The sequence below is a fragment of the Coprococcus sp. AF51-11b1 genome (assembly GCF_027682785.1).
Taxonomy (GTDB): domain Bacteria; phylum Bacillota; class Clostridia; order Lachnospirales; family Lachnospiraceae; genus Allocoprococcus; species Allocoprococcus comes.
Map to the genome: position 1 here is coordinate 48,560 of NZ_JAQCZB010000006.1, position 19,974 is coordinate 68,533.

A 19,974-nucleotide genomic window follows, 5' to 3' on the forward strand; every position below is an offset into this window, starting at 1 on the left:
AGGAATTGTAGGAGGAAATTATGCTGGTAGTTAAGAAATTTGGCGGCAGTTCAGTTGCAGATAAAGAGAGGATCTTTAATGTGGCAAGACGCTGCGCAGAAGAGTATCAGATGGGGAATGATGTGATCGTTGTTCTCTCTGCAATGGGAGATACAACAGATGAACTGCTTGAGAAGGCAGCCGAGATCAATCCGTATCCATCAAAACGAGAACTTGATATGCTCCTTACCACGGGAGAGCAGGTATCTGTGGCACTGATGGCAATGGCACTTCAGTTTTTGAATGTTCCGGCAATCTCGCTGAATGCATTCCAGGTAAAGATGCATTCTACGGCGCGGAACGGAAATGCAAGATTTAAAAGAGTGGATACAGACCGTATCACCCATGAACTGGAGAACCGTAAGGTCGTGATCGTAACCGGATTCCAGGGAGTCAACCATTATGGAGACTATACCACACTTGGAAGAGGTGGATCCGATACGACAGCTGTGGCACTTGCGGCTGCAATGCATGCAGACAAATGCGAGATTTATACAGACGTAGACGGTGTTTACACTGCAGACCCGAGAGTGGTACCGAATGCACGCAAAATCGAAGAGATCACCTACGATGAGATGCTGGAGCTTGCAACATCAGGGGCAAAGGTTTTACATAATCGTTCTGTAGAGATGGCGAAAAAATACGGGGTTGAGCTGGTTGTACGTTCCAGCCTGAACACAGAAGAAGGAACCCTGGTCAAGGAGGTAGCAAAGGTGGAAAAAATGTTAATTACCGGCGTTGCGGCAGATAAAAATACAGCGAGAATTTCAGTAATGGGTGTAGAAGACAAACCAGGTACTGCATTTAAGATTTTTAATACACTTGCAAAGCATAATATTAACGTAGATATTATTCTGCAGTCAGTTGGACGTGATGGAACAAAAGACATTACGTTTACTGTATCACAGGATGATCTTAAAGAGGCAATGGAAGTTATGGAAGCCAGAAAAGAAGCCCTTACGATCAAAGAGATGAATTATAACGAAAAAGTTGCAAAGGTATCGATCGTAGGAGCTGGAATGCTCAGCAATCCGGGTGTTGCTGCGACCATGTTTGAATCACTTAGCAATTCCAATATCAATATCAATATGATTTCTACATCAGAGATCCGTATCACGGTTCTGATCGATGAAAAAGATGCAGACCGTGCACTGGTTGCAATCCATGACGGATTTGGTCTGGAAGACTAATAAAAAGAATGTGGTTGCAAATGTACCGGATGGCGCATTTGCGAAAGAAAAAAGGATTGGGAAATTTCTCAATCCTTTTTCTGACTCAGTGTACTGTTATGATATTTGCTGGAAAAGGTGACATCCTCACCAAACCAGTCCGGCGGGGTAAAGGAATTTGCCTCTTCTTCGGAAGAGAATTCGACTTCGGCAAGGAGAAGCGGGGCGAGATCACCGGCGAAGACATCAAGCTCGATCGTGAGATGATCTCCGTAAGGGATGCAGTAGCGTTCTTTTGTGATAATGCGCCCGTCTGCCTTTTCGCGCAGATGGCAGTAGGCTTCCTCGGTAAGAGGAAGATTATGTTCTTCACGCATCATCAGACCTTTGGATTTGTAGGTCAGGATGTAGTCAGCAGCATCCCTGCGGACACGGACAACCGGTTCGATGCATAGATAAGCCTGTTCAAGTGTGCGGTGCGGATAAGCTTCAAGGTGATCCGGAAGCTTATGAATCAGATATTTGCGTTCAATTTCCATGGGAAAGCCCTCCTTATACATTCATTAACAGTATAGCGGAGTTTTTCGGGGGAGACAAGGCAGAAAGTTGCCATTTTTGCAGGCTTCTGTTACAATGGGGAACATCAGGAAAAAGAAAGGATGGACAAGATTATGAGTGAAGTATGTGTATTTCTTGCAGATGGATTTGAAGAAATTGAAGGTCTTACGGTCGTTGATCTTTTAAGAAGAGCCGGGATCGAGACCAGAACCGTTTCCATCATGGGACAGGAAGAGATCCAGGGGGCACACGGAATTATAGTAAAAGCAGACAGCTTGTTTGAAAATACAGATTTTTCAGAGGTGAAGATGCTGGTGCTTCCGGGGGGGATGCCGGGAACAATCCATTTAAAAGAACACAAAGGTCTTGAAGAGCTGATCCTAAAACATAATGAAGAAAAAAAATATCTGGCTGCAATCTGTGCGGCACCGACCGTATTTGGCGGAATGGGAATCCTGAAAGGAAAGAAGGCAATCTGCTATCCGGGAATGGAAGAAGGACTTACCGGAGCGGAAGTTACCTGTCAGCCGGCAGTGACAGATGGACATATCACAACCAGCCGGGGACTTGGAACCGCGATCGATTTTGCACTTGCGCTGATCAGCGAGCTGCGGGATAAAGAAAGCGCAGATACCATTTCAAAGCAGGTAGTCTATGAACGGTAGTTTCTGGAAAAAGAAAAAAGCAGGCAGTGTGTTTCTGGCAATGCTGCTTTTGACTACACTGCTTGCCGGATGTGGGATCAATGAAGGAAAGGCGGAAAAATATGTGCAGGCGAACCTGGATCTGACTTTTCAGGGACAAACCCAGGAAGCAAAAGAAATCCTCGGAGCATCAGACAGTGATCTGAAAAAGGTCTATGAGAACGGGATCAATGCTTTTGTCCAGGACTGTCTGCTAAATGGTGTGGAGACGGAAAATGACTTTTCTGAGACATATGGTGTATTGATCAAAGAGATCTTTAGTTCTGTCCGTTATCAGGTAAGTGGTGTAAAAAAGACGGGGAGTAAGACCTGTGAGGTGACGGTAAAGTACCAGCCGGTGGATGTATTTACCCGCTTCATGCCGAAGCTGAAGGAAGAGTCCGAGAAGATCCAGGCAGACAAAGATGCAGGAAAGTACAGCGGAACAGATGAAGAAATCAAAGAGGCAATGGTGCTGGATTACATGACCGGTGCATACAGTCTTTTAAGAAGTTCTTATCTTGATATGCAGTATGGAGAGAAGCAGGAGTATACCTTTACCGTGACGCAAAAAGGGCGGAATACCTGGTCGCTCGGTGATGAGGAATTAAATGGCTTTATAGAACGAATTTTAGAGCTTGATAAACTGTAGAAGTTGTGCTATACTTGTAAAATGATTGTAATGTAGATAAGTCTGTCGACTTTTTGCATATGTAAATTTAGGAGGAAATGGTAATGAGTTTACAAGTTGAACAGTTAGAACACAATATGGCGAAACTCACAATCGAAGTTTCAGCAGAAGAATTAGAAGGAGCACTTCAGAAAGCATACCAGAAACAGAAAAGCAGAATTAATGTTCCTGGATTCCGTAAAGGAAAAGTTCCGCGCCAGCTCATCGAAAAGATGTACGGACCGGAAATCTTCTATGATGATGCAGCAAACGCTCTGATTCCGGAAGCATATTCAAAAGCATACGATGAAAGCGGACTTGAGATCGTATCTCAGCCGAAGATCGATGTAACACAGATCGAAAAAGGAAAACCGTTCATCTTCACAGCTGAAGTAGCTACAAAGCCGGAAGTAGAACTTGGCGAATACAAAGGAATCGAAGTTCCGAAATATTCTAACCGCGTAACACAGAAAGAAATCGACGCTAAGCTTGAGGAAGAACAGCTTAAGAACGCAAGAACAATCACAGTAGAAGGACGTCCGGTACAGGATAAAGATGAAGTTGTCCTTGATTTTGAAGGATTTGTAGACGGAGAAGCTTTTGAAGGTGGAAAAGGAGAAAACTATCCGCTGACAATCGGTTCAGGATCTTTCATTCCAGGATTTGAAGAACAGCTGATCGGTGCAGAACCGGAAAAAGAAGTTGAAGTTAAGGTTACATTCCCGGAAGATTACCATGCAGAAGACCTCAAAGGAAAAGAAGCTGTATTCAAATGCACAGTTCATGAGATCAAAGCAAAAGAACTTCCGGAGCTTGATGATGAATTTGCTTCAGAAGTATCAGAATTCGATACTCTTGATGAATTAAAAGCTGATATCAAAGCTAAGATCAAAGAGCAGAAAGTAAACGATGGCAAGAGAGCACAGGAAGATGCAGCTGTAGATGCGATCATCGAATCAGCTAAGATGGATCTTCCGGAAGCTATGGTTGATACACAGGCAAGACAGATGCTTGATGAATTCGCTCAGAGAATGCAGCAGCAGGGACTGACTCTTGATCAGTATATGCAGTTCACAGGCATGACAGCTGACAAGATGATGGATGAACTTCGTCCGCAGGCTGAGAAGAGAATCAAGACAAGACTTGTTCTTGAAGCAATTGCAAAAGCAGAAAACATCGAAATCACAGATGAAAAATTAGACGAAGAGATCGCTAAGATGGCAGAAGCTTACCAGATGGAAGCTGACAAGCTTAAGAGCTTTATGGGCGACAAAGAAAAAGAACAGATGAAGCAGGATATGGCAGTTCAGGAAGCAATTACATTTGTAGTTGACAATGCCGTAGAAAAATAAGTATCTGTTTCATACTTTAATATAGCAGGAGGAGTGTTACATGAGTAGTTTAGTACCTTATGTCGTTGAACAGACAAGCCGTGGAGAACGCTCTTACGACATTTATTCAAGACTTTTAAAAGACAGAATCATTTTCCTGGATACCGAAGTGAATGATGCATCAGCGAGCCTGATCGTAGCGCAGCTGCTGTTTCTGGAAGCAGAAGATCCGGAAAAGGATATCCAGTTTTATATTAACAGTCCTGGCGGATCAATTTCAGCAGGTATGTCGATCTACGACACTATGAATTACATCAAATGTGACGTCTCTACGATGTGTATGGGAATGGCTGCAAGTATGGGAGCCTTCCTTCTCGCAGGCGGAGCAAAGGGAAAGAGATATGCCCTTCCGAATGCAGAGATCATGATTCACCAGCCTTCAGGCGGTGCACAGGGTCAGGCAACCGAGATTGAGATCAATGCACAGCATATTCTGAAGATCAGAGAAAGAATGAACAGATTGATGGCTGCAAATACAGGTCAGAGTTATGAGACAATTTGTGCAGATACGGAAAGAGATAACTGGAAGACTGCCGAAGAAGCTTTGGCATATGGATTGATTGATAAGGTTATTACAAGCCGTTAACGGGAAAAGGGAATGTCCTTATTGGGACATTCCCTTTACGTGTAAAAAAGTGCGAGGTAAGAATATGGCAGGAAAATATGAAGAAATCGTAAGATGTTCTTTTTGCAATAAACCACAGAGTCAGGTACGCAAGATGATCGCCGGACCAAATGGGGTGTTTATCTGCGACCAGTGTGTGGATGTATGTACTGAGATCATTGAAGATGAACTTGGTTATGAAGAAGAAAATGCATATGATGATATCAATCTTCTGAAACCGGAAGAAATCAAGGCATTTCTGGATGATTATGTGATCGGACAGGACGAAGCAAAGAAAGTACTTTCTGTTGCGGTATATAATCACTATAAGCGTATTATGGCAGAAAAAGATCTGGGCGTGGAGCTTCAGAAGAGTAACATTCTGATGGTAGGACCGACAGGATGCGGTAAGACTTTTCTGGCACAGTCTCTCGCAAAAATTCTGAATGTACCGTTTGCAATTGCAGATGCAACTGCGCTTACAGAAGCAGGATATGTCGGAGAAGATGTAGAGAATATTCTCCTTAAGATCATTCAGGCAGCAGATGGTGATATTGAACGTGCAGAGCACGGAATCATTTATATCGATGAGATTGACAAAATCACAAGAAAATCTGAGAATCCGTCGATTACCCGTGATGTATCAGGAGAAGGTGTTCAGCAGGCACTTCTGAAGATCCTGGAAGGTACAATCGCAAATGTACCGCCACAGGGTGGACGTAAGCATCCGCAGCAGGAGATGATCCAGATTGATACCACCAATATTTTATTTATCTGCGGTGGAGCGTTTGAGGGAATAGATAAGATCATAGAGAACAGAATAGATAAGAAATCCATTGGATTTGAGGCACAGATCGCGCAGCGGCATGAGGAAGATATCGACCGGCTTCTGCAGCAGATCCTTCCACAGGATCTTGTGAAGTTCGGACTGATCCCGGAACTTGTAGGACGTGTGCCGGTAACTGTATCCCTGGAACTTCTGGATAAGGAAGATCTGATCCGCATTCTGACGGAACCAAAGAATGCGATTGTAAAACAGTACCAGAAGCTTCTGGAGCTGGATGATGTGGAACTGGAATTCGACAAAGAGGCGCTGGAGGCGATTGCTGAGACTTCCCTGAAGCGTAAGACAGGAGCCAGAGGACTCCGTGCGATCATGGAAAATGTAATGATGGATATCATGTATAAAGCACCGTCTGATGAGAATCTGAAATACTGTCTTGTGACAAAAGAGGCAGTACTTGGGGAGAAAGCACCGAGTACAGAAAAGATTGAAGCAAGACCGGAAAGTGCATAAGAAAATCAGACGTATGGAAATGGGTGCTGACGGTTAAGACCAGAAGCATCCATTTTTATTTAACAGGAGAAAAAACTATATGAACAGAACAGAAAGTCTGCCAATGGTTGCCCTGCGGGGAATGACAATTCTGCCGGAGATGGTGGCACATTTTGACCTCAGCCGGGAACGCTCGATTGAAGCGGTTCAGGAAGCGATGGCAAGCGACCAGAAGATTTTTTTGCTGACACAGAAAGATGTGGAAGTGGAAAATCCGGGAGAAGCAGATCTCTACCGTGTGGGAACAGTTGCGACAGTAAAACAGATCATCAAACTGCCAAAGCAGATTCTGCGGGTGCTTGTATCAGCAGAAGAACGGGCGGTTTTAAATACAATAGAATTTGCAGATCCGTATCTTCGGGCAAATATTACGATTCCGGAAGAGAGTGATCCGGATATTGCAGGTGAGATCAACCGGGAAGCGATGATGCGGGGACTTCGGGATCTGTATCTGGATTATGCGGCGAGAATGCCGAAGATTACAAAAGATATGGTAAACCAGATCAAAGAGATCACGGAATTGAAAAAGATGGTGAATCAGGTGGCAGCGAATATGCCTCTGGATTACCGGGAATTGCAGGAAATCCTGGAAGAACTTGATTTTGACAGACGTTATGAGCTTATTTCCTTTAAGTTGGTCAATGAGATGCAGATCATGAACATCCGCGATGAGATCCAGATGAAGGTGAAAGAGCGTGTGGATAAGCATCAGAGAGAATATATCCTGCGCGAACAGTTGAAGCTGATCCGAGAAGAGCTTGGTGAGGATACTACAATTTCCGATGCGGAGGAATTTGCACAGAAGGCAGAAGCGCTGGATGCACCGGATGAGGTAAAAGAAAAGCTGAAAAAAGAGATCAGCAGATTTAAAAATTCCATGCAGAGTCCGGCAGAAGCGGGCGTGATCCGTACATATATTGAAACCATGCTGGAAATGCCATGGAATAAGCGGGCTGAGGATTTTACAGACATTGCATATGCGAAAGAGCTTCTGGAAGCAGAACATTACGGACTGGAAGAGGTGAAAGAGCGTGTGCTGGAGTTTCTGGCAGTACGTGCTCTTACGAAAAAGGGTGACAGCCCGATCCTGTGTCTGGTAGGTCCTCCGGGAACTGGAAAGACATCCATTGCAAGATCACTTGCAAAAGCACTGAAAAAACCGTATGTGAGAATTTCTCTTGGCGGTGTCCGTGATGAGGCTGAAATCCGTGGACACAGAAAAACTTATGTTGGTGCAATGCCGGGACGGATCGCAAACGGTATTAAGAGCGCCGGGGTAAAGAACCCGCTGCTCCTTCTGGATGAGATTGATAAAGTCAGCACAGACTATAAGGGAGATACTTTTTCTGCGCTTCTGGAGGTGTTGGACAGTGAACAGAACAACCGTTTCCGTGATCATTATCTGGAAGTCCCGGTCGATCTGTCTGAGGTGACATTTGTAACGACGGCTAACTCGCTGCAGACAATCCCCCGGCCACTTCTTGACCGTATGGAAGTAATTGAGGTCAGCAGTTATACGGAGAATGAAAAGCTGCATATTGCGACAGAACATTTGATTCCAAAGCAGTTGGAAAGACATGGACTAACAAAAGAACAGCTTACGATCAGTAAGGGCGTGATCTGGAAAATTGCGCAGAACTACACCAAGGAAGCCGGTGTGCGTCAGATGGAGCGTGAAATCGGTAATATCTGCAGGAAGGCTGCCAGAGAGATCTATGAACATGATAAAAAGAGAGTTCAGGTAACAGAGCGGAATATTGAAAAGTATCTTGGAAAAGAAAAGTACACCTATCAGATGGCAAATGCAGAGGATGAGGTGGGAATCGTCCGTGGTCTGGCATGGACCAGTGTAGGAGGAGATACCCTGCAGATTGAAGTGAATGTAATGCCAGGAAAGGGTGAGATCATTCTGACGGGACAGCTTGGCGATGTGATGAAAGAATCTGCGCAGGCAGGAATCAGTTATATCCGGTCAATCAGCAGTAAATATAAGGTTGCTGAAGATTTCTTTGAAAAACATGATATCCATATCCATATTCCGGAAGGGGCAGTTCCGAAAGATGGACCTTCAGCCGGCATTACGATGGCGACTGCGATGCTCTCTGCAATTACAGACAAGAAAGTGCGTGCCGATCTTGCCATGACGGGTGAGATTACGCTGCGGGGAAGAGTACTTCCGATCGGAGGACTGAAAGAGAAGCTCCTGGCGGCAAAGAATGCCGGAATCAGGACGGTACTTGTACCGAGGGAGAACAAAAAAGATGTGGATGAACTTTCTTCTGAGATCACAAAGGGACTGGAGATTATTCCGGTATCGCAGATGGAAGAGGTTCTGAAGATCGCGCTTGTGCGCACACGGAGGAAAAAAGATGGTAATTAAGAATGTAAATCTGGAAACAGTCTGTGGAATTACAAGTAAATTGCCGGATCACACCTTGCCGGAGATCGCATTTGCCGGAAAATCCAATGTCGGTAAATCCTCTCTGATCAATGCACTGATGAACCGGAAGGCGCTTGCCAGAACTTCGGCAAAACCTGGAAAAACACAGACCATCAACTTTTACAATATCAACGAAGAAATGTATCTGGTGGACCTTCCGGGATACGGTTATGCAAAGGTTTCCGAGCAGGAGAAGGCACAGTGGGGAAAGCTGATCGAGCGTTATCTTCATGGCTCTAAACAGCTGCGAGCCGTCTTCCTTCTGATCGATATCCGTCATGATCCATCTGCGAATGATAAGATGATGTATGACTGGATCGTGGATCAGGGATTCAATCCGATCATTATCGCGACAAAGCTTGATAAGCTGAAGAGAAGTCAGGTACAGAAGCAGGTAAAGGCAATTAAGACCGGACTGAAGCTGCTTCCGGGAACTGTTGTGATTCCTTTCTCAGCAGAGACAAAGCAGGGACGGGATGAGATCTGGAATCTTGTAGACACAGAATTCCTGGGAAAAGGAACGGAGGAATAACCTTGAAAAATCCACTGCATTATCAGTTTTCGGATTATGATTGTGGACCGACGTTCATGCAGAATGCGAGCAGCTTTCTCAATGCATCCAAACAAGATGTATGTCGATTCGGGCGCTGATACCTCAAGTGGGTTGCATCAACTAAGATACGGGGAGAAAAGTTCACCCCCGCAAATTCCGCTTTGGGCGGGATTTGTGGGGGTCGCTTTTTCTAGTTGGTTGGCAAGAAAAGCAAGTGGGATACCAATTTTTAGAATGTGGATATCATTTTAGATTTCTTGCCAGATTATATAAATTTTTGATTACATCAGTTTTCTAAACAGATCTTTCAGATCTTCTACGGATGCGTCTTTTGGATTTCCAGGTGCGCAGGCATCGGCGTGGGCAGATTCTGCGAGGAACTGGAGATCTTCTTCTTTGAGGGCTTCGAGTTTGGATGGGATTCCTACGTCTTCAGAGAGTTTGCGGACTGCATCTACAGCTGCTTTTCTGTATTCTTCCTGAGACATATTATCTACGCCTTCAACTCCCATTGCGCGGGCGATTTCACGGTATTTTTCTCCGGTGCAGTCTGCGTTGTATTCCATTACGATCGGAAGCATCATTGCACATGCAACACCGTGTGGTGTGTCATAGACTGCTCCAAGGGTATGAGCCATTGAGTGAGCGATTCCAAGACCTACGTTTGAGAAGCCCATTCCGGCGATGTACTGTCCAAGAGCCATTCCTTCTCTTCCTTCTTTGGTGTTTTCAACAGCACCGCGGAGAGATTTGGAGATAATCTCGATTGCTTTTAAGTGGAACATATCTGTCATTTCCCATGCGGCTTTTGTGGTGTAGCCTTCGATCGCATGAGTTAATGCATCCATACCGGTTGAAGCGGTCAGTCCTTTTGGCATAGAGGACATCATTTCCGGGTCTACAACAGCGATGATCGGCATATCATGTGGGTCTACACAGACGAATTTACGTTTCTTTTCTACATCTGTTACTACATAGTTGATCGTAACTTCTGCAGCAGTACCGGCTGTTGTCGGAACGGCAATGATCGGAACGCAAGGTTTCTTTGTCGGAGCTACGCCTTCCAGGCTTCTTACATCTTCAAATTCCGGGTTTGCGATGATGATACCGATTGCTTTGGAAGTATCCATAGAAGATCCGCCGCCGATTGCGATGATGTAATCAGCACCTGAATTTTTGAAAGCCTGTACACCGTGCTGTACGTTCTCGATAGTCGGGTTTGCTTTGATATCAGAGTAGATTTCGTAAGCAAGTCCTTCTTTGTCTAAGATATCTGTTACTTTGGAAGTAACATTGAATTTGATCAGATCCGGGTCAGAACATACAAGAGCTTTTTTGAAACCGTGAGCTTTTGCTTCTGTTGCAATCTCTGCGATTGCACCTGCTCCGTGATAAGATGTCTGATTTAACATAATTCTGTTTGCCATGATACATATCTCCTTTTCGTTTATGGTAAAACCACTTGTTTCTGATACTATTTTAACAATAAGAAGGCGGTAAAAAAAGTTACAGAATATGAAAAGTGTAACATTTATACAAAAGCTTAAGACAAAATATGCAAATTAGTGAAGAGTTGCACAAGTTTTTCCGGCATGCCAAGTACCAGTTGTTTTGCAAGCTGCGCAGGCGGAAATTTCATTCCGCCAAGCAGCCATTTGACAGTCATGTAAATCGAGCCACGGCAGTACATCTCTAAAAGAAATGAAGTTTCTGCATCCGGGCGTCTTCCGGTTTTCTGGAAAATAAGGTTTGAATAGAATTCCAGAATCAGTTCAAAATCATGTTCTTTTAAAGAGTTCTGATCGTCAGAGCGGAATGCTGCAGCGAAAAACAGGTGCTCTTCCTTTAAATATTCAAATTTTTTGACCAGTCCGTCATAAACAGTGGTACCTTCTCCCATATGTTCAAATGATTTTAGAAGAAGTTTGTCAAAATACCAGTTGATCAGATCGTATTTATCAAGAAAATTGCGGTAAAAGGTCTGGCGTGTGACGCCGCAGACTTCCACAATCTGGCGGATGGTGATATCATCGACAGAAGTGGTCTTCATGCAGGTTTTCATTGCTTCGGCGAGCCGGTATTTGGTAGATTCGGATTTGGCCATGTTCAATTCTCCTTAATCGTAAGCATGTTTTTTTCTATATAAATAGTACGGTATGATCAAAGCTGTGGTAGTGATCCAGGAAATCGGATAACTAAGCATTACACAGGTTGTGGTATGGTGTGCCGGTAAGACAAACATAATCCACGGAATACGGATCAGACATACGCCGCCAAGTGTGATCAGTGTCGGCAGCAGGACATCGCCGGTTCCGCGAAGTGCACCGGAGAGAACTTCAATAAATACATAAATAGTGTAGCACGGTGCCATAAAACGCAGCATATCAATACCGATATTGATTACATTTTGATCTGTCGTAAAAATTGAGAACAGTGGGCGGCAGAAGATGGCTAAAAACAGTACGATCCCTCCGCACACAGCCACTGCCATGGCAAGGCAGATACGTACACTTTTGAAAATACGTTCTTTTTTACCTGCTCCATAATTTTGTCCGGCAAAGGTTGTGATCGCAATTCCGAATGCTCCGTTGACTGTCCAGAAAAGCGCATCCAGTTTACCAAAAGAAGCCCATGCAGCGGCAGTATCGGTTCCGAAACCATTGATCGCTGCCTGAATAATGATATTGGTAATACTGTACATAAATGCCTGCAGTGCACTTGGAATACCGATGCGGAATTCCAGACGCAGCTTCAAAAGGTCTATGTGCAGTTTGCTCAGATAAAGCTTGCAGTCATCATATTTTTTCATCAGTGCATTGGTAACAAGGATTGCACTTACTGCCTGTGAAATAATGGTCGCGATAGCGGCTCCGACAATTCCCATATCAAATACGATTACCAGTACCAGATCGAGGATGATGTTTAGAAAACAACAGACGATCAGGTAATATAGTGGTCTGCGGGAATCACCGATGGAGCGCATGATGGCTGAGCCTATATTAAAGATCAAGGTACCGAAAATACCTAAAAAGTAAATCCGCAGATAAAGAATAGAATCGGCAAGTGTATCTGCAGGTGTATCGATGAGCTTCAAAAAAAATGGTGTTAAGGCCCATCCGAGTATTGTAAATACAATACTGAGAATAGCGGAAAAAGCATAGGCGGTATGCAGACTCTTTTGCAGATTCCGCTCATCCTTTGCACCATAAAACTGGGAAACAATTACAGATGCACCGCTTGCAAGTCCCGTAAAACATCCGATGATCAGATTGGAAAGAACGGCAGAAGATCCCCCGACTGCGGCAAGTGCGCCCTTTCCGACAAAACGACCGACGATGACAGCATCTACGGTGTTATAAAGCTGTTGAAACAAAGTTCCAACTACAATAGGAAAGAAAAAAATCAATAATTGCTTCCAGATAACTCCTTCGGTAATCTGATTGGTTTTTGTACTTTCGTTTGACATGTTAATAACCTCCAATGAAAAAACTAAAAAAACATACCTAAACGAAGTATAACATGAAGTCGGAAGAAAAGATATCAGATGAAGAGAAGTTTCATAGAAATAAAACCAACTTTGACTAACACCGTATGAAATGGTACAATTGAAACACTACGAGAAAAAAGGAGTACAAAGAAATTATGGAAAAAACAGTTGAAGCAGTAATCTGCGGACATGAAATTACATCAGCAGAGGTAGATGCATTTATCGCAAGCCTTCCGAGAGAACAGCAGGTATACGCATCCCATCCGGATTTCCGCAAACAGTGTGTCGATCAGCTGATCGCAGTTTATGCACTTGCAAAATATGGTGAAGAAGAAAAGTTAGACGAGACAGAAAAGTTTAAAGCAATTCTGGAAAATGCAAGAAAAGATATCCTTGCACAAATGGCGATCGGCAAGATTTTTGAGAAAATCACAATTTCAGATGAAGAGATCAGAGAATATTTTGAAGCAAACAAAGCAAGATTTGCAAAAGGAGCATCTGTTCATGCAAAACATATTCTGGTTGATTCCGAAGAAAAATGTAACGAACTTCTTGAATCCATCGTAAGTGGAGGAAAAGCATTTGAGGATGTTGCAAAAGAATCTTCTACCTGCCCGTCAGGAGCAAACGGTGGAGACCTTGGCGAATTTGGAAAAGGACAGATGGTCAAAGAATTCGAGGATGCCGCATTTGCAGCAGAGATCGGACACGTGGTTGGACCGGTCAAGACACAGTTCGGATACCATCTGATCAAAGTGGAAGATAAGAAAGAAGCCGAAGATGCGAAGCTTGATGATGTAAAAGAGCAGATTAAGAGTGAGATCATGCAGAAAAAGCAGCAGGAGGCTTATACCGCGAAGGTGGAAGAACTGAAGAAGAAATATATGGCATAGTATTTGCCAGGATTTCATTCGATTGATAAAAAACAGCAGGACAGATTAATTTTTATCGGATCTGCACTCATTGCGCAGGTAGTCCTTCTATCTGGAATCACTTGTGCTGCCAACTCTCATTTATGAAATATTTGTGAAAACTCCCCCGCAGATTTGACGAAACACGAAAAAAGTTGTAGTATATATGACGGAATTGTTACAGAAGTGTTAAGAAACGGAGGTACGGATGCAGATTCGCAGTGCAGCAAAATGGATCGCAGCGGCAGCAGGGATACTGGTTGGCGCCGTTATCGTAGGATTTACATTAAAAGATACTACATATATAGAAGCAAAATTAGAACAGATCAAAGGAGCAAGACAGTCTGTTACAGCAGTGGAGAAAACGACAGCAAAGACGCAGAAGATAAAAAATGCGGAAATAGTGAAAGAGACACCCCTTCCGGAGAGTAGCAGTATTTCTGATTTTGCATTTACAGGACAGATGCCGGAGCTTCCTACCGGATGTGAGATCACATCTCTTACAATGGCTTTGAATTATTATGGATATTCTGCAGATAAGATGGCAATGGCACTCGAATATTTACCGACAGTTGGATGGACCAACACTTATTACGGAGACAATGAAACTTTATATGGAAATGATATTTACAATTATTTTATAGGAAATCCACAGTCAGAGACGGATGGATTAAGCTGCGGAGCGGGAGCAATCGTGACGGCAGCAGATGGCTATCTTGCAGATAATGGAAATGCAATGAAAGCAGAGGACGAGACAGGATCAGAGCCGGAACAGCTGTATCGTTTTGTAAGTGAAGGAACCCCCGTGGTTGTATGGGGAACAATTGGTATGGAAGAACGTCAGATAATGGAAAGCTGGAATACGGAAGATGGAAGAGAAGCCAGCTGGGCGATGAACGATCATTGTGTTGTACTGATCGGATACAGTGCAGACAGTGTGACTGTTGCAGACCCGATCGAAGGGATTGTGAGCTATGACAGAGCACAGTTTGAATCGGCTTTTCGTTCCAGAGGTAATCAGTGTGTGATTTTGAAGAATGTACAATAGAGAAGTGGGAGGTACTTTGCAGATAAAAACAGTCTGTGAAGTATCTCTTCTTTATATATGTGATGAGTTGAGTGCAGAGTTTCGTCTGCTTAAGGAAAGAAGATCAGGATTGTAAAAATATTTGAGAAGAAGTTTGCCAAAGGATTGACAATTATTTGTTTTTTTGGTATCTTTAGACTATGGTACAAACGTTAGTCTAAAAAAGCGAAATGACAAGAAGGAGAGCTACCATGAATTTAGTAACGAATATTCAGAAGTATTCGATCCATGACGGAGATGGAATCCGTACTACTGTATTTTTTAAAGGATGTCCATTAAAGTGCGAGTGGTGTCACAACCCTGAGACACAGCGTTTTGAGAGAGAACTTCAGTGTGATAAAGAAAAGTGCGTCGGATGTGGAACCTGTGCGAAGGTCTGTCCGAACGATGCCATCACTATGGTAGATGGAAAGCCGGAGCTTGACAAAGAGAAATGTCAGCTTTGCGGAAAATGTGATAATTTCTGTCCGCAAGGCATTCGGGAGATCGTAGGGCAGGAGTATCCGGTAAAGGAACTGGTAAAAGAATTGATGAAAGACCGGATGTTTTATGAACAGTCCGGCGGTGGAGTCACACTTTCCGGCGGGGAAGTGATGGCGATGTCAACGGATTATATTTTACAGATCGCGAAAGCACTTAAAAAAGAAGAAATTTCGCTTATCATTGACACCTGCGGATATGTTTCGTATGATAAATTTGAAGCAATTTTACCGTATGTAGATACGTTTTTATATGACGTCAAAGTGATGGATCCGGAATTACATAAAAAGTATATCGGAGTTGACAATAAGCTGATTCTGGATAACCTGGTGAAGCTTTCGGATGCAGGGGCAAGGATTTACGTCCGAATCCCGACAATCAAAGAAGTGAACGGCAATGTGCAGAACATGGAAGATACCATTCATTTTCTGAAGAAACACGGCATTCATCCGGCACAGGTCAATCTGCTGCCTTACCATAACACAGGAAGCAGTAAATATCCGAAGCTGGGTATGGAATACAAGGGAACTGATTTACATGCACCGGAAAAAGAAGAGATGGAAAGTTTTGTAAAGCTTTTTCAGGATGCAGGGTATACCAACACAAAAATAGGAGGATAAAAAAATGGCAAGAGGCATGAATGAAAGAATTCAGAAGCTGAGAGAACTGAGTGTTACAACACCGGTTCACATTGATCTCGAAAGAGCAAGAATCGAGACAGATTTTTACAGAAAAAATGATGGAAAATATTCGATTCCGGTTATGAGAGCCATGGTATTAAAAGAATATTTTTCAAAGAAGACACTTTATCTGGGAGACGGTGAGCTGATCGTTGGTGAAAAAGGAAAAGATCCACAGGCGTCTCCTACATTCCCGGAACTTTGCTGCCACAGCAAAGAAGATATGGTAGTTATGAGTGAACGTGATCTCGTATCTTTCCATACAACAGAAGAAGATCGTGAGATCCAGGAGAAGGAAATCATTCCTTACTGGTCAGGACGAAGCATGAGAGAGAAGATCCTTGCAGCTATGACTCCGGAATGGAATGACTGCTATTCAGCAGGTATGTTCACAGAGTTCATGGAACAGAGAGGACCTGGACATACATGTGGTGGTGAACAGAACTTTAAAGTTGGATATCTGGAATACAAAGAAAAGATCAAAAAGACTATGGATGCGCTGGATTTCATGAATGATCCGGAAGCTACCGATAAAATGGAAGAACTCAAAGCGATGGATATTGCATGTGATGCAGTAATCATCCTTGGTGAGAGATATCACAAACTGGCTCTTGAAATGGCAGAAAAAGAAGCAGATTCTACTCGTAAGAAAGAATTAGAGCAGATCGCAGCCAACCTGGAAGTTGTACCGGCTCACAAACCGCAGACCTTCTGGCAGGCAATCCAGTTATACTGGTTTACACATCTTGCGGTTACAACAGAACTGAATCCATGGGATGCATTCAGTCCGGGACGTCTGGATCAGCATCTGATTTCTTATTATGAAGCAGATACAGAAGCAGGAATCCTTGATGACGAGAAAGCAAAAGAACTGCTTGAATGCTTATGGATCAAATTCTACAACCAGCCGGCACCGGTTAAGGTTGGTATTACCTTAAAAGAAAGTGCTACTTATGTAGACTTTGCAAATATCAATACAGGTGGAGTTACACCGGATGGTAAAGACGGTGTAAACGCAGTCAGCTATCTGATCCTTGACTGTATGGATGAGATGAAGCTTGTACAGCCGAACTCTAATGTAACCATCAGCAAGAAAACACCGGCACGTTTCCTTAAGAGAGCATGCGAGATCTCAAGAAAAGGATGGGGACAGCCAGCATTTTATAATACAGAAGCCCAGATCATGGAACTTGTCAATGCAGGTAAATCTCTGGAAGATGCCCGTCGTGGTGGATCTTCAGGTTGTGTAGAGACAGGAGCATGGGGAAGTGAAGCATATATCCTGACCGGTTATATGAATATTCCGAAGATTTTCCAGCTGACTCTTTACAACGGTTATGATGCAATGTCAGGCAAACAGCTCGGACTGAAGCTTGGTTATGCAAAAGACTTTAAGACATTTGATGAACTGTGGGATGCATTCAAGAAACAGATGAAGCATTTCATCGATATCAAGATTCGTGGAAACAACGTAATCGAGAGATTATATGCAGAAAATATGCCGGCACCGTGTCTTTCCGTTGTAACAAACGACTGCATCAGTAATGCAAAAGACTACAATGCAGGTGGAGCAAGATACAACACCAACTACATTCAGGGTGTTGGTATCGGAACTGTTACAGACTGTATCTCAGCTGTTAAATACAATGTATTTGACAAGAAGAACTTCACAATGGAAGAACTGATCGAAGCAATGGATCATAACTTTGAAGGATACGATGCAATCTACCGTATGGTTCATGACAAGACACCAAAATATGGTAACGATGATGACTACGCAGATGATCTGATGCAGGATGTATTCTATCTGTATCATGACCTGATCACAGGACGTCCGACTATGAGAGGCGGAAAATACGGAGTCGATATGCTTCCTACAACCTGCCATGTTTACTTTGGAGATGTGATCGGAGCAACAGCTAACGGACGTAAAGCACACATCCCGGTTTCAGAAGGTATTTCACCGGAGAAATCCGCAGATGTGAACGGACCGACAGCAGTTATCAAATCCTGCGCTAAGATGGATCATCTTGCTACAGCAGGAACACTTCTGAATCAGAAGTTCACACCGGACGTTGTAGCAGGAGAGAAAGGTCTTGACAATATGGCAAGTCTGATCCGCAGCTACTTTGCAATGGATGGACATCATGTACAGTTCAACGTTATCGACAGAAAGACTCTGCAGGAAGCACAGAAGCATCCGGAAGATTACAGAGATCTGATCGTACGTGTTGCAGGATACAGTGATTTCTTCCGTAACTTAAGCAAACCGCTTCAGGATGAGATCATCAACCGTACAGAGCAGTCATTCGAATAGAAAATAACCAGAGAAATTGAAAAAGGTTAAATAAAGGAAGAGGCAGGAGCACCGCAATGCAGAGAGTAATCTGTGTGCGGTGCTTCTGTTATTTTTTGAACCGGGAAGAAAAATTTTGGTAAGAATATCGTGGATTCTGAGAGCTATTTGGTGTACTATCAAGATAGAAAAGAGAGTGGGAGCAGAATGAAAATTACAGTAGAAAGGAGTAATAGATATGCAGATCAAGCAGGAGCGATTAAAGGAAAGGATAGAGCGGATCAATGAGATGAGCCGGGATGAGACAGGCGGTTATACACGTCTGGCGTTCGGCGAAAAAGAGACGAAAGCGCGGATGATGGCAAAAGAGATGATGCTGGAAGCAGGACTGGAGGTAGAAATCGATGCAGCTGGAAATCTTATGGGACGCCTGTATCCGGATAACTGGAATGAAAAGGAGCTGCATGGTGTGATCGCAACAGGTTCCCATATCGATACGGTACGAAATGGAGGAAAATTTGACGGATTACTCGGAAGTATAGCAGGGATTGAAGTGGCACAGTGCCTGAAAGAAAATCATGTAAAATTAAAAAGCCCGTTTGAAGTAATTCTTTTTACAGATGAAGAAGGTGCCAGATTTAATGCAGGTATGGTCGGAAGTAAGGTAATTGCCGGTCTTGGAATGGAACGACCGCTTAGTGAATATACAGACAATGAGGGCATCAGTGAAGAGGCGGCAATGCAAAAGTGCGGATATCATCCGGAAAAACTGGAAGAGGCAGCGCACGCAGATAAATATGAAAAATTTGTTGAACTTCATATTGAACAGGGAATTGTGCTGGAACAGGAAAGCAGGCAGATAGGGATTGTAACCGGGATCAAAGGTCCATACTGGATTGAAGGAAGCTTTGAGGGGGAAGCAAATCATGCAGGCGGCACACCGATGAATATGCGGAAAGATGCAATGACGGCTGCTGCAAATTATATTGCAGAAGTAGAAAAAATAGCATCCCGTCTGGGAGATATGTTTGTGGCAACAGTAGGAACACTCAAAGTACATCCGGGTGGAATCAATACGATTCCGGGAAGAGTAGACTATACGATCGACATCAGAGATACAGATATGGAGCGCAGGGCACAGGGAATCCGGGAAATAAAAGAAGCGGCAGTGAAAATTTCGGACAGATTTCATGTAGAGAGTACCCAGAAGTGTCTGAAAGATGCAAAGGCAGAGATGATGAATGAAGCAATCGTAGACACAATCGAAGATGTGTGCAAAAAGCGGGGATATACATATATGCGTATGCCAAGTGGCCCGTTTCATGATACCTTATCGATGGCACATATCTGCGATGTGGGAATGATTTTCGTGCCAAGTATCGGAGGTGTAAGTCATTCACCATATGAAGATACGGCATGGGAAGACATATTTGCAGGAGCGCAGGTGCTGGCAGATACTATGGAAAATCTTGTTGGTTAAGCTATCTGATCAGAGAAGCGAATCCGGAGGATAAAAGAAGCCAGCTCCTTTATGCAACAAAACGCTTAATGACGATGGAATCGGCATAGACTTAGGAATCAAAGATTTGG

At 43.6% G+C, this 19,974-nt stretch carries 17 protein-coding genes; 13 read left to right on the forward strand and 4 right to left on the reverse strand.

The window, feature by feature from the left end:
* Window positions 1-20: 20 nt before the first annotated feature.
* Entirely contained in the window at window positions 21-1,229 is a 1,209-nt protein-coding gene (locus PGY05_RS07325) for an aspartate kinase (protein ID WP_008374509.1), read from the forward strand.
* A 68-nt stretch (window positions 1,230-1,297) separates the two neighbouring features.
* On the opposite strand, the gene PGY05_RS07330 is transcribed toward PGY05_RS07325, so the two are convergent.
* Window positions 1,298-1,747, reverse strand: coding sequence for a CYTH domain-containing protein (locus tag PGY05_RS07330; RefSeq protein ID WP_270475586.1), 450 nt, complete (start codon window positions 1,745-1,747; stop codon window positions 1,298-1,300).
* Between the two features lie 132 nt (window positions 1,748-1,879).
* Between PGY05_RS07330 and PGY05_RS07335 the strand changes: the two genes are divergently transcribed.
* The 7 genes from PGY05_RS07335 to yihA all read left to right on the forward strand — a co-directional run bounded on the left by PGY05_RS07335 (window position 1,880) and on the right by yihA (window position 9,422).
* Entirely contained in the window at window positions 1,880-2,431 is a 552-nt protein-coding gene (locus PGY05_RS07335; protein WP_195255388.1) for a DJ-1 family glyoxalase III, read from the forward strand.
* Complete coding sequence (locus PGY05_RS07340; RefSeq protein ID WP_173690277.1) at window positions 2,421-3,101, forward strand: hypothetical protein; 681 nt, start codon at window positions 2,421-2,423, stop codon at window positions 3,099-3,101. The genes PGY05_RS07335 and PGY05_RS07340 overlap by 11 nt, the downstream gene beginning before the upstream one ends.
* Before the next feature lie 83 nt (window positions 3,102-3,184).
* On the forward strand, window positions 3,185-4,471 hold the full coding sequence (gene tig / locus PGY05_RS07345) for a trigger factor (RefSeq protein ID WP_055246719.1): 1,287 nt from the start codon (window positions 3,185-3,187) through the stop codon (window positions 4,469-4,471).
* Window positions 4,472-4,511: 40 nt separating this feature from the next.
* Complete coding sequence (gene clpP / locus PGY05_RS07350; protein ID WP_008374523.1) at window positions 4,512-5,096, forward strand: ATP-dependent Clp endopeptidase proteolytic subunit ClpP; 585 nt, start codon at window positions 4,512-4,514, stop codon at window positions 5,094-5,096.
* A gap of 64 nt (window positions 5,097-5,160) precedes the next feature.
* Window positions 5,161-6,411, forward strand: coding sequence for an ATP-dependent Clp protease ATP-binding subunit ClpX (gene clpX / locus PGY05_RS07355; RefSeq protein WP_008374524.1), 1,251 nt, complete (start codon window positions 5,161-5,163; stop codon window positions 6,409-6,411).
* 79 nt (window positions 6,412-6,490) lie between these two features.
* Window positions 6,491-8,830, forward strand: a complete 2,340-nt coding sequence (lon, locus tag PGY05_RS07360; RefSeq protein ID WP_270475587.1) for an endopeptidase La — start codon at window positions 6,491-6,493, stop codon at window positions 8,828-8,830.
* A complete protein-coding gene (gene yihA, locus PGY05_RS07365; RefSeq protein WP_008374529.1) occupies window positions 8,820-9,422 on the forward strand; it encodes a ribosome biogenesis GTP-binding protein YihA/YsxC in 603 nt (200 codons plus the stop codon). The genes lon and yihA overlap by 11 nt, the downstream gene beginning before the upstream one ends.
* Before the next feature lie 302 nt (window positions 9,423-9,724).
* On the opposite strand, the gene fucO is transcribed toward yihA, so the two are convergent.
* From fucO to PGY05_RS07380, 3 genes are all read right to left on the reverse strand, one after another.
* Window positions 9,725-10,870, reverse strand: a complete 1,146-nt coding sequence (gene fucO, locus PGY05_RS07370) for a lactaldehyde reductase (protein ID WP_118218149.1) — start codon at window positions 10,868-10,870, stop codon at window positions 9,725-9,727.
* Window positions 10,871-10,986: 116 nt separating this feature from the next.
* Window positions 10,987-11,547: a TetR/AcrR family transcriptional regulator C-terminal domain-containing protein gene (locus tag PGY05_RS07375; protein ID WP_055246713.1), complete on the reverse strand. Its 561-nt coding sequence runs from the start codon at window positions 11,545-11,547 to the stop codon at window positions 10,987-10,989.
* Window positions 11,548-11,559: 12 nt separating this feature from the next.
* On the reverse strand, window positions 11,560-12,909 hold the full coding sequence (locus PGY05_RS07380; protein WP_270475590.1) for an MATE family efflux transporter: 1,350 nt from the start codon (window positions 12,907-12,909) through the stop codon (window positions 11,560-11,562).
* 176 nt (window positions 12,910-13,085) lie between these two features.
* Between PGY05_RS07380 and PGY05_RS07385 the strand changes: the two genes are divergently transcribed.
* The 5 genes from PGY05_RS07385 to PGY05_RS07405 all read left to right on the forward strand — a co-directional run bounded on the left by PGY05_RS07385 (window position 13,086) and on the right by PGY05_RS07405 (window position 19,864).
* Entirely contained in the window at window positions 13,086-13,823 is a 738-nt protein-coding gene (locus PGY05_RS07385) for a peptidylprolyl isomerase (protein ID WP_195502340.1), read from the forward strand.
* Window positions 13,824-14,049: 226 nt separating this feature from the next.
* Window positions 14,050-14,889, forward strand: coding sequence for a C39 family peptidase (locus tag PGY05_RS07390; RefSeq protein ID WP_195368484.1), 840 nt, complete (start codon window positions 14,050-14,052; stop codon window positions 14,887-14,889).
* Window positions 14,890-15,119: 230 nt separating this feature from the next.
* Window positions 15,120-16,028 carry a trans-4-hydroxy-L-proline dehydratase activase gene (locus tag PGY05_RS07395; RefSeq protein WP_270475595.1) on the forward strand — a complete coding sequence of 303 codons (909 nt, stop codon included), beginning with the start codon at window positions 15,120-15,122 and terminating at the stop codon, window positions 16,026-16,028.
* Window positions 16,029-16,032: 4 nt separating this feature from the next.
* Entirely contained in the window at window positions 16,033-18,405 is a 2,373-nt protein-coding gene (hypD, locus tag PGY05_RS07400; protein WP_270475597.1) for a trans-4-hydroxy-L-proline dehydratase, read from the forward strand.
* A 217-nt stretch (window positions 18,406-18,622) separates the two neighbouring features.
* Window positions 18,623-19,864: a M20 family metallo-hydrolase gene (locus PGY05_RS07405; protein ID WP_270475599.1), complete on the forward strand. Its 1,242-nt coding sequence runs from the start codon at window positions 18,623-18,625 to the stop codon at window positions 19,862-19,864.
* Window positions 19,865-19,974: the final 110 nt, after the last annotated feature.

What these genes read in the sequence shown, in the direction of transcription:
- PGY05_RS07325 (WP_008374509.1), top strand. Translation starts at nt 21, where the DNA reads ATGCTGGTAGTTAAGAAATTTGGCGGCAGTTCAGTTGCAGATAAAGAG.
- PGY05_RS07330 (WP_270475586.1), bottom strand. Translation starts at nt 1,747, where the DNA reads ATGGAAATTGAACGCAAATATCTGATTCATAAGCTTCCGGATCACCTT.
- PGY05_RS07335 (WP_195255388.1), top strand. Translation starts at nt 1,880, where the DNA reads ATGAGTGAAGTATGTGTATTTCTTGCAGATGGATTTGAAGAAATTGAA.
- PGY05_RS07340 (WP_173690277.1), top strand. Translation starts at nt 2,421, where the DNA reads ATGAACGGTAGTTTCTGGAAAAAGAAAAAAGCAGGCAGTGTGTTTCTG.
- tig (WP_055246719.1), top strand. Translation starts at nt 3,185, where the DNA reads ATGAGTTTACAAGTTGAACAGTTAGAACACAATATGGCGAAACTCACA.
- clpP (WP_008374523.1), top strand. Translation starts at nt 4,512, where the DNA reads ATGAGTAGTTTAGTACCTTATGTCGTTGAACAGACAAGCCGTGGAGAA.
- clpX (WP_008374524.1), top strand. Translation starts at nt 5,161, where the DNA reads ATGGCAGGAAAATATGAAGAAATCGTAAGATGTTCTTTTTGCAATAAA.
- lon (WP_270475587.1), top strand. Translation starts at nt 6,491, where the DNA reads ATGAACAGAACAGAAAGTCTGCCAATGGTTGCCCTGCGGGGAATGACA.
- yihA (WP_008374529.1), top strand. Translation starts at nt 8,820, where the DNA reads ATGGTAATTAAGAATGTAAATCTGGAAACAGTCTGTGGAATTACAAGT.
- fucO (WP_118218149.1), bottom strand. Translation starts at nt 10,870, where the DNA reads ATGGCAAACAGAATTATGTTAAATCAGACATCTTATCACGGAGCAGGT.
- PGY05_RS07375 (WP_055246713.1), bottom strand. Translation starts at nt 11,547, where the DNA reads ATGGCCAAATCCGAATCTACCAAATACCGGCTCGCCGAAGCAATGAAA.
- PGY05_RS07380 (WP_270475590.1), bottom strand. Translation starts at nt 12,909, where the DNA reads ATGTCAAACGAAAGTACAAAAACCAATCAGATTACCGAAGGAGTTATC.
- PGY05_RS07385 (WP_195502340.1), top strand. Translation starts at nt 13,086, where the DNA reads ATGGAAAAAACAGTTGAAGCAGTAATCTGCGGACATGAAATTACATCA.
- PGY05_RS07390 (WP_195368484.1), top strand. Translation starts at nt 14,050, where the DNA reads ATGCAGATTCGCAGTGCAGCAAAATGGATCGCAGCGGCAGCAGGGATA.
- PGY05_RS07395 (WP_270475595.1), top strand. Translation starts at nt 15,120, where the DNA reads ATGAATTTAGTAACGAATATTCAGAAGTATTCGATCCATGACGGAGAT.
- hypD (WP_270475597.1), top strand. Translation starts at nt 16,033, where the DNA reads ATGGCAAGAGGCATGAATGAAAGAATTCAGAAGCTGAGAGAACTGAGT.
- PGY05_RS07405 (WP_270475599.1), top strand. Translation starts at nt 18,623, where the DNA reads ATGCAGATCAAGCAGGAGCGATTAAAGGAAAGGATAGAGCGGATCAAT.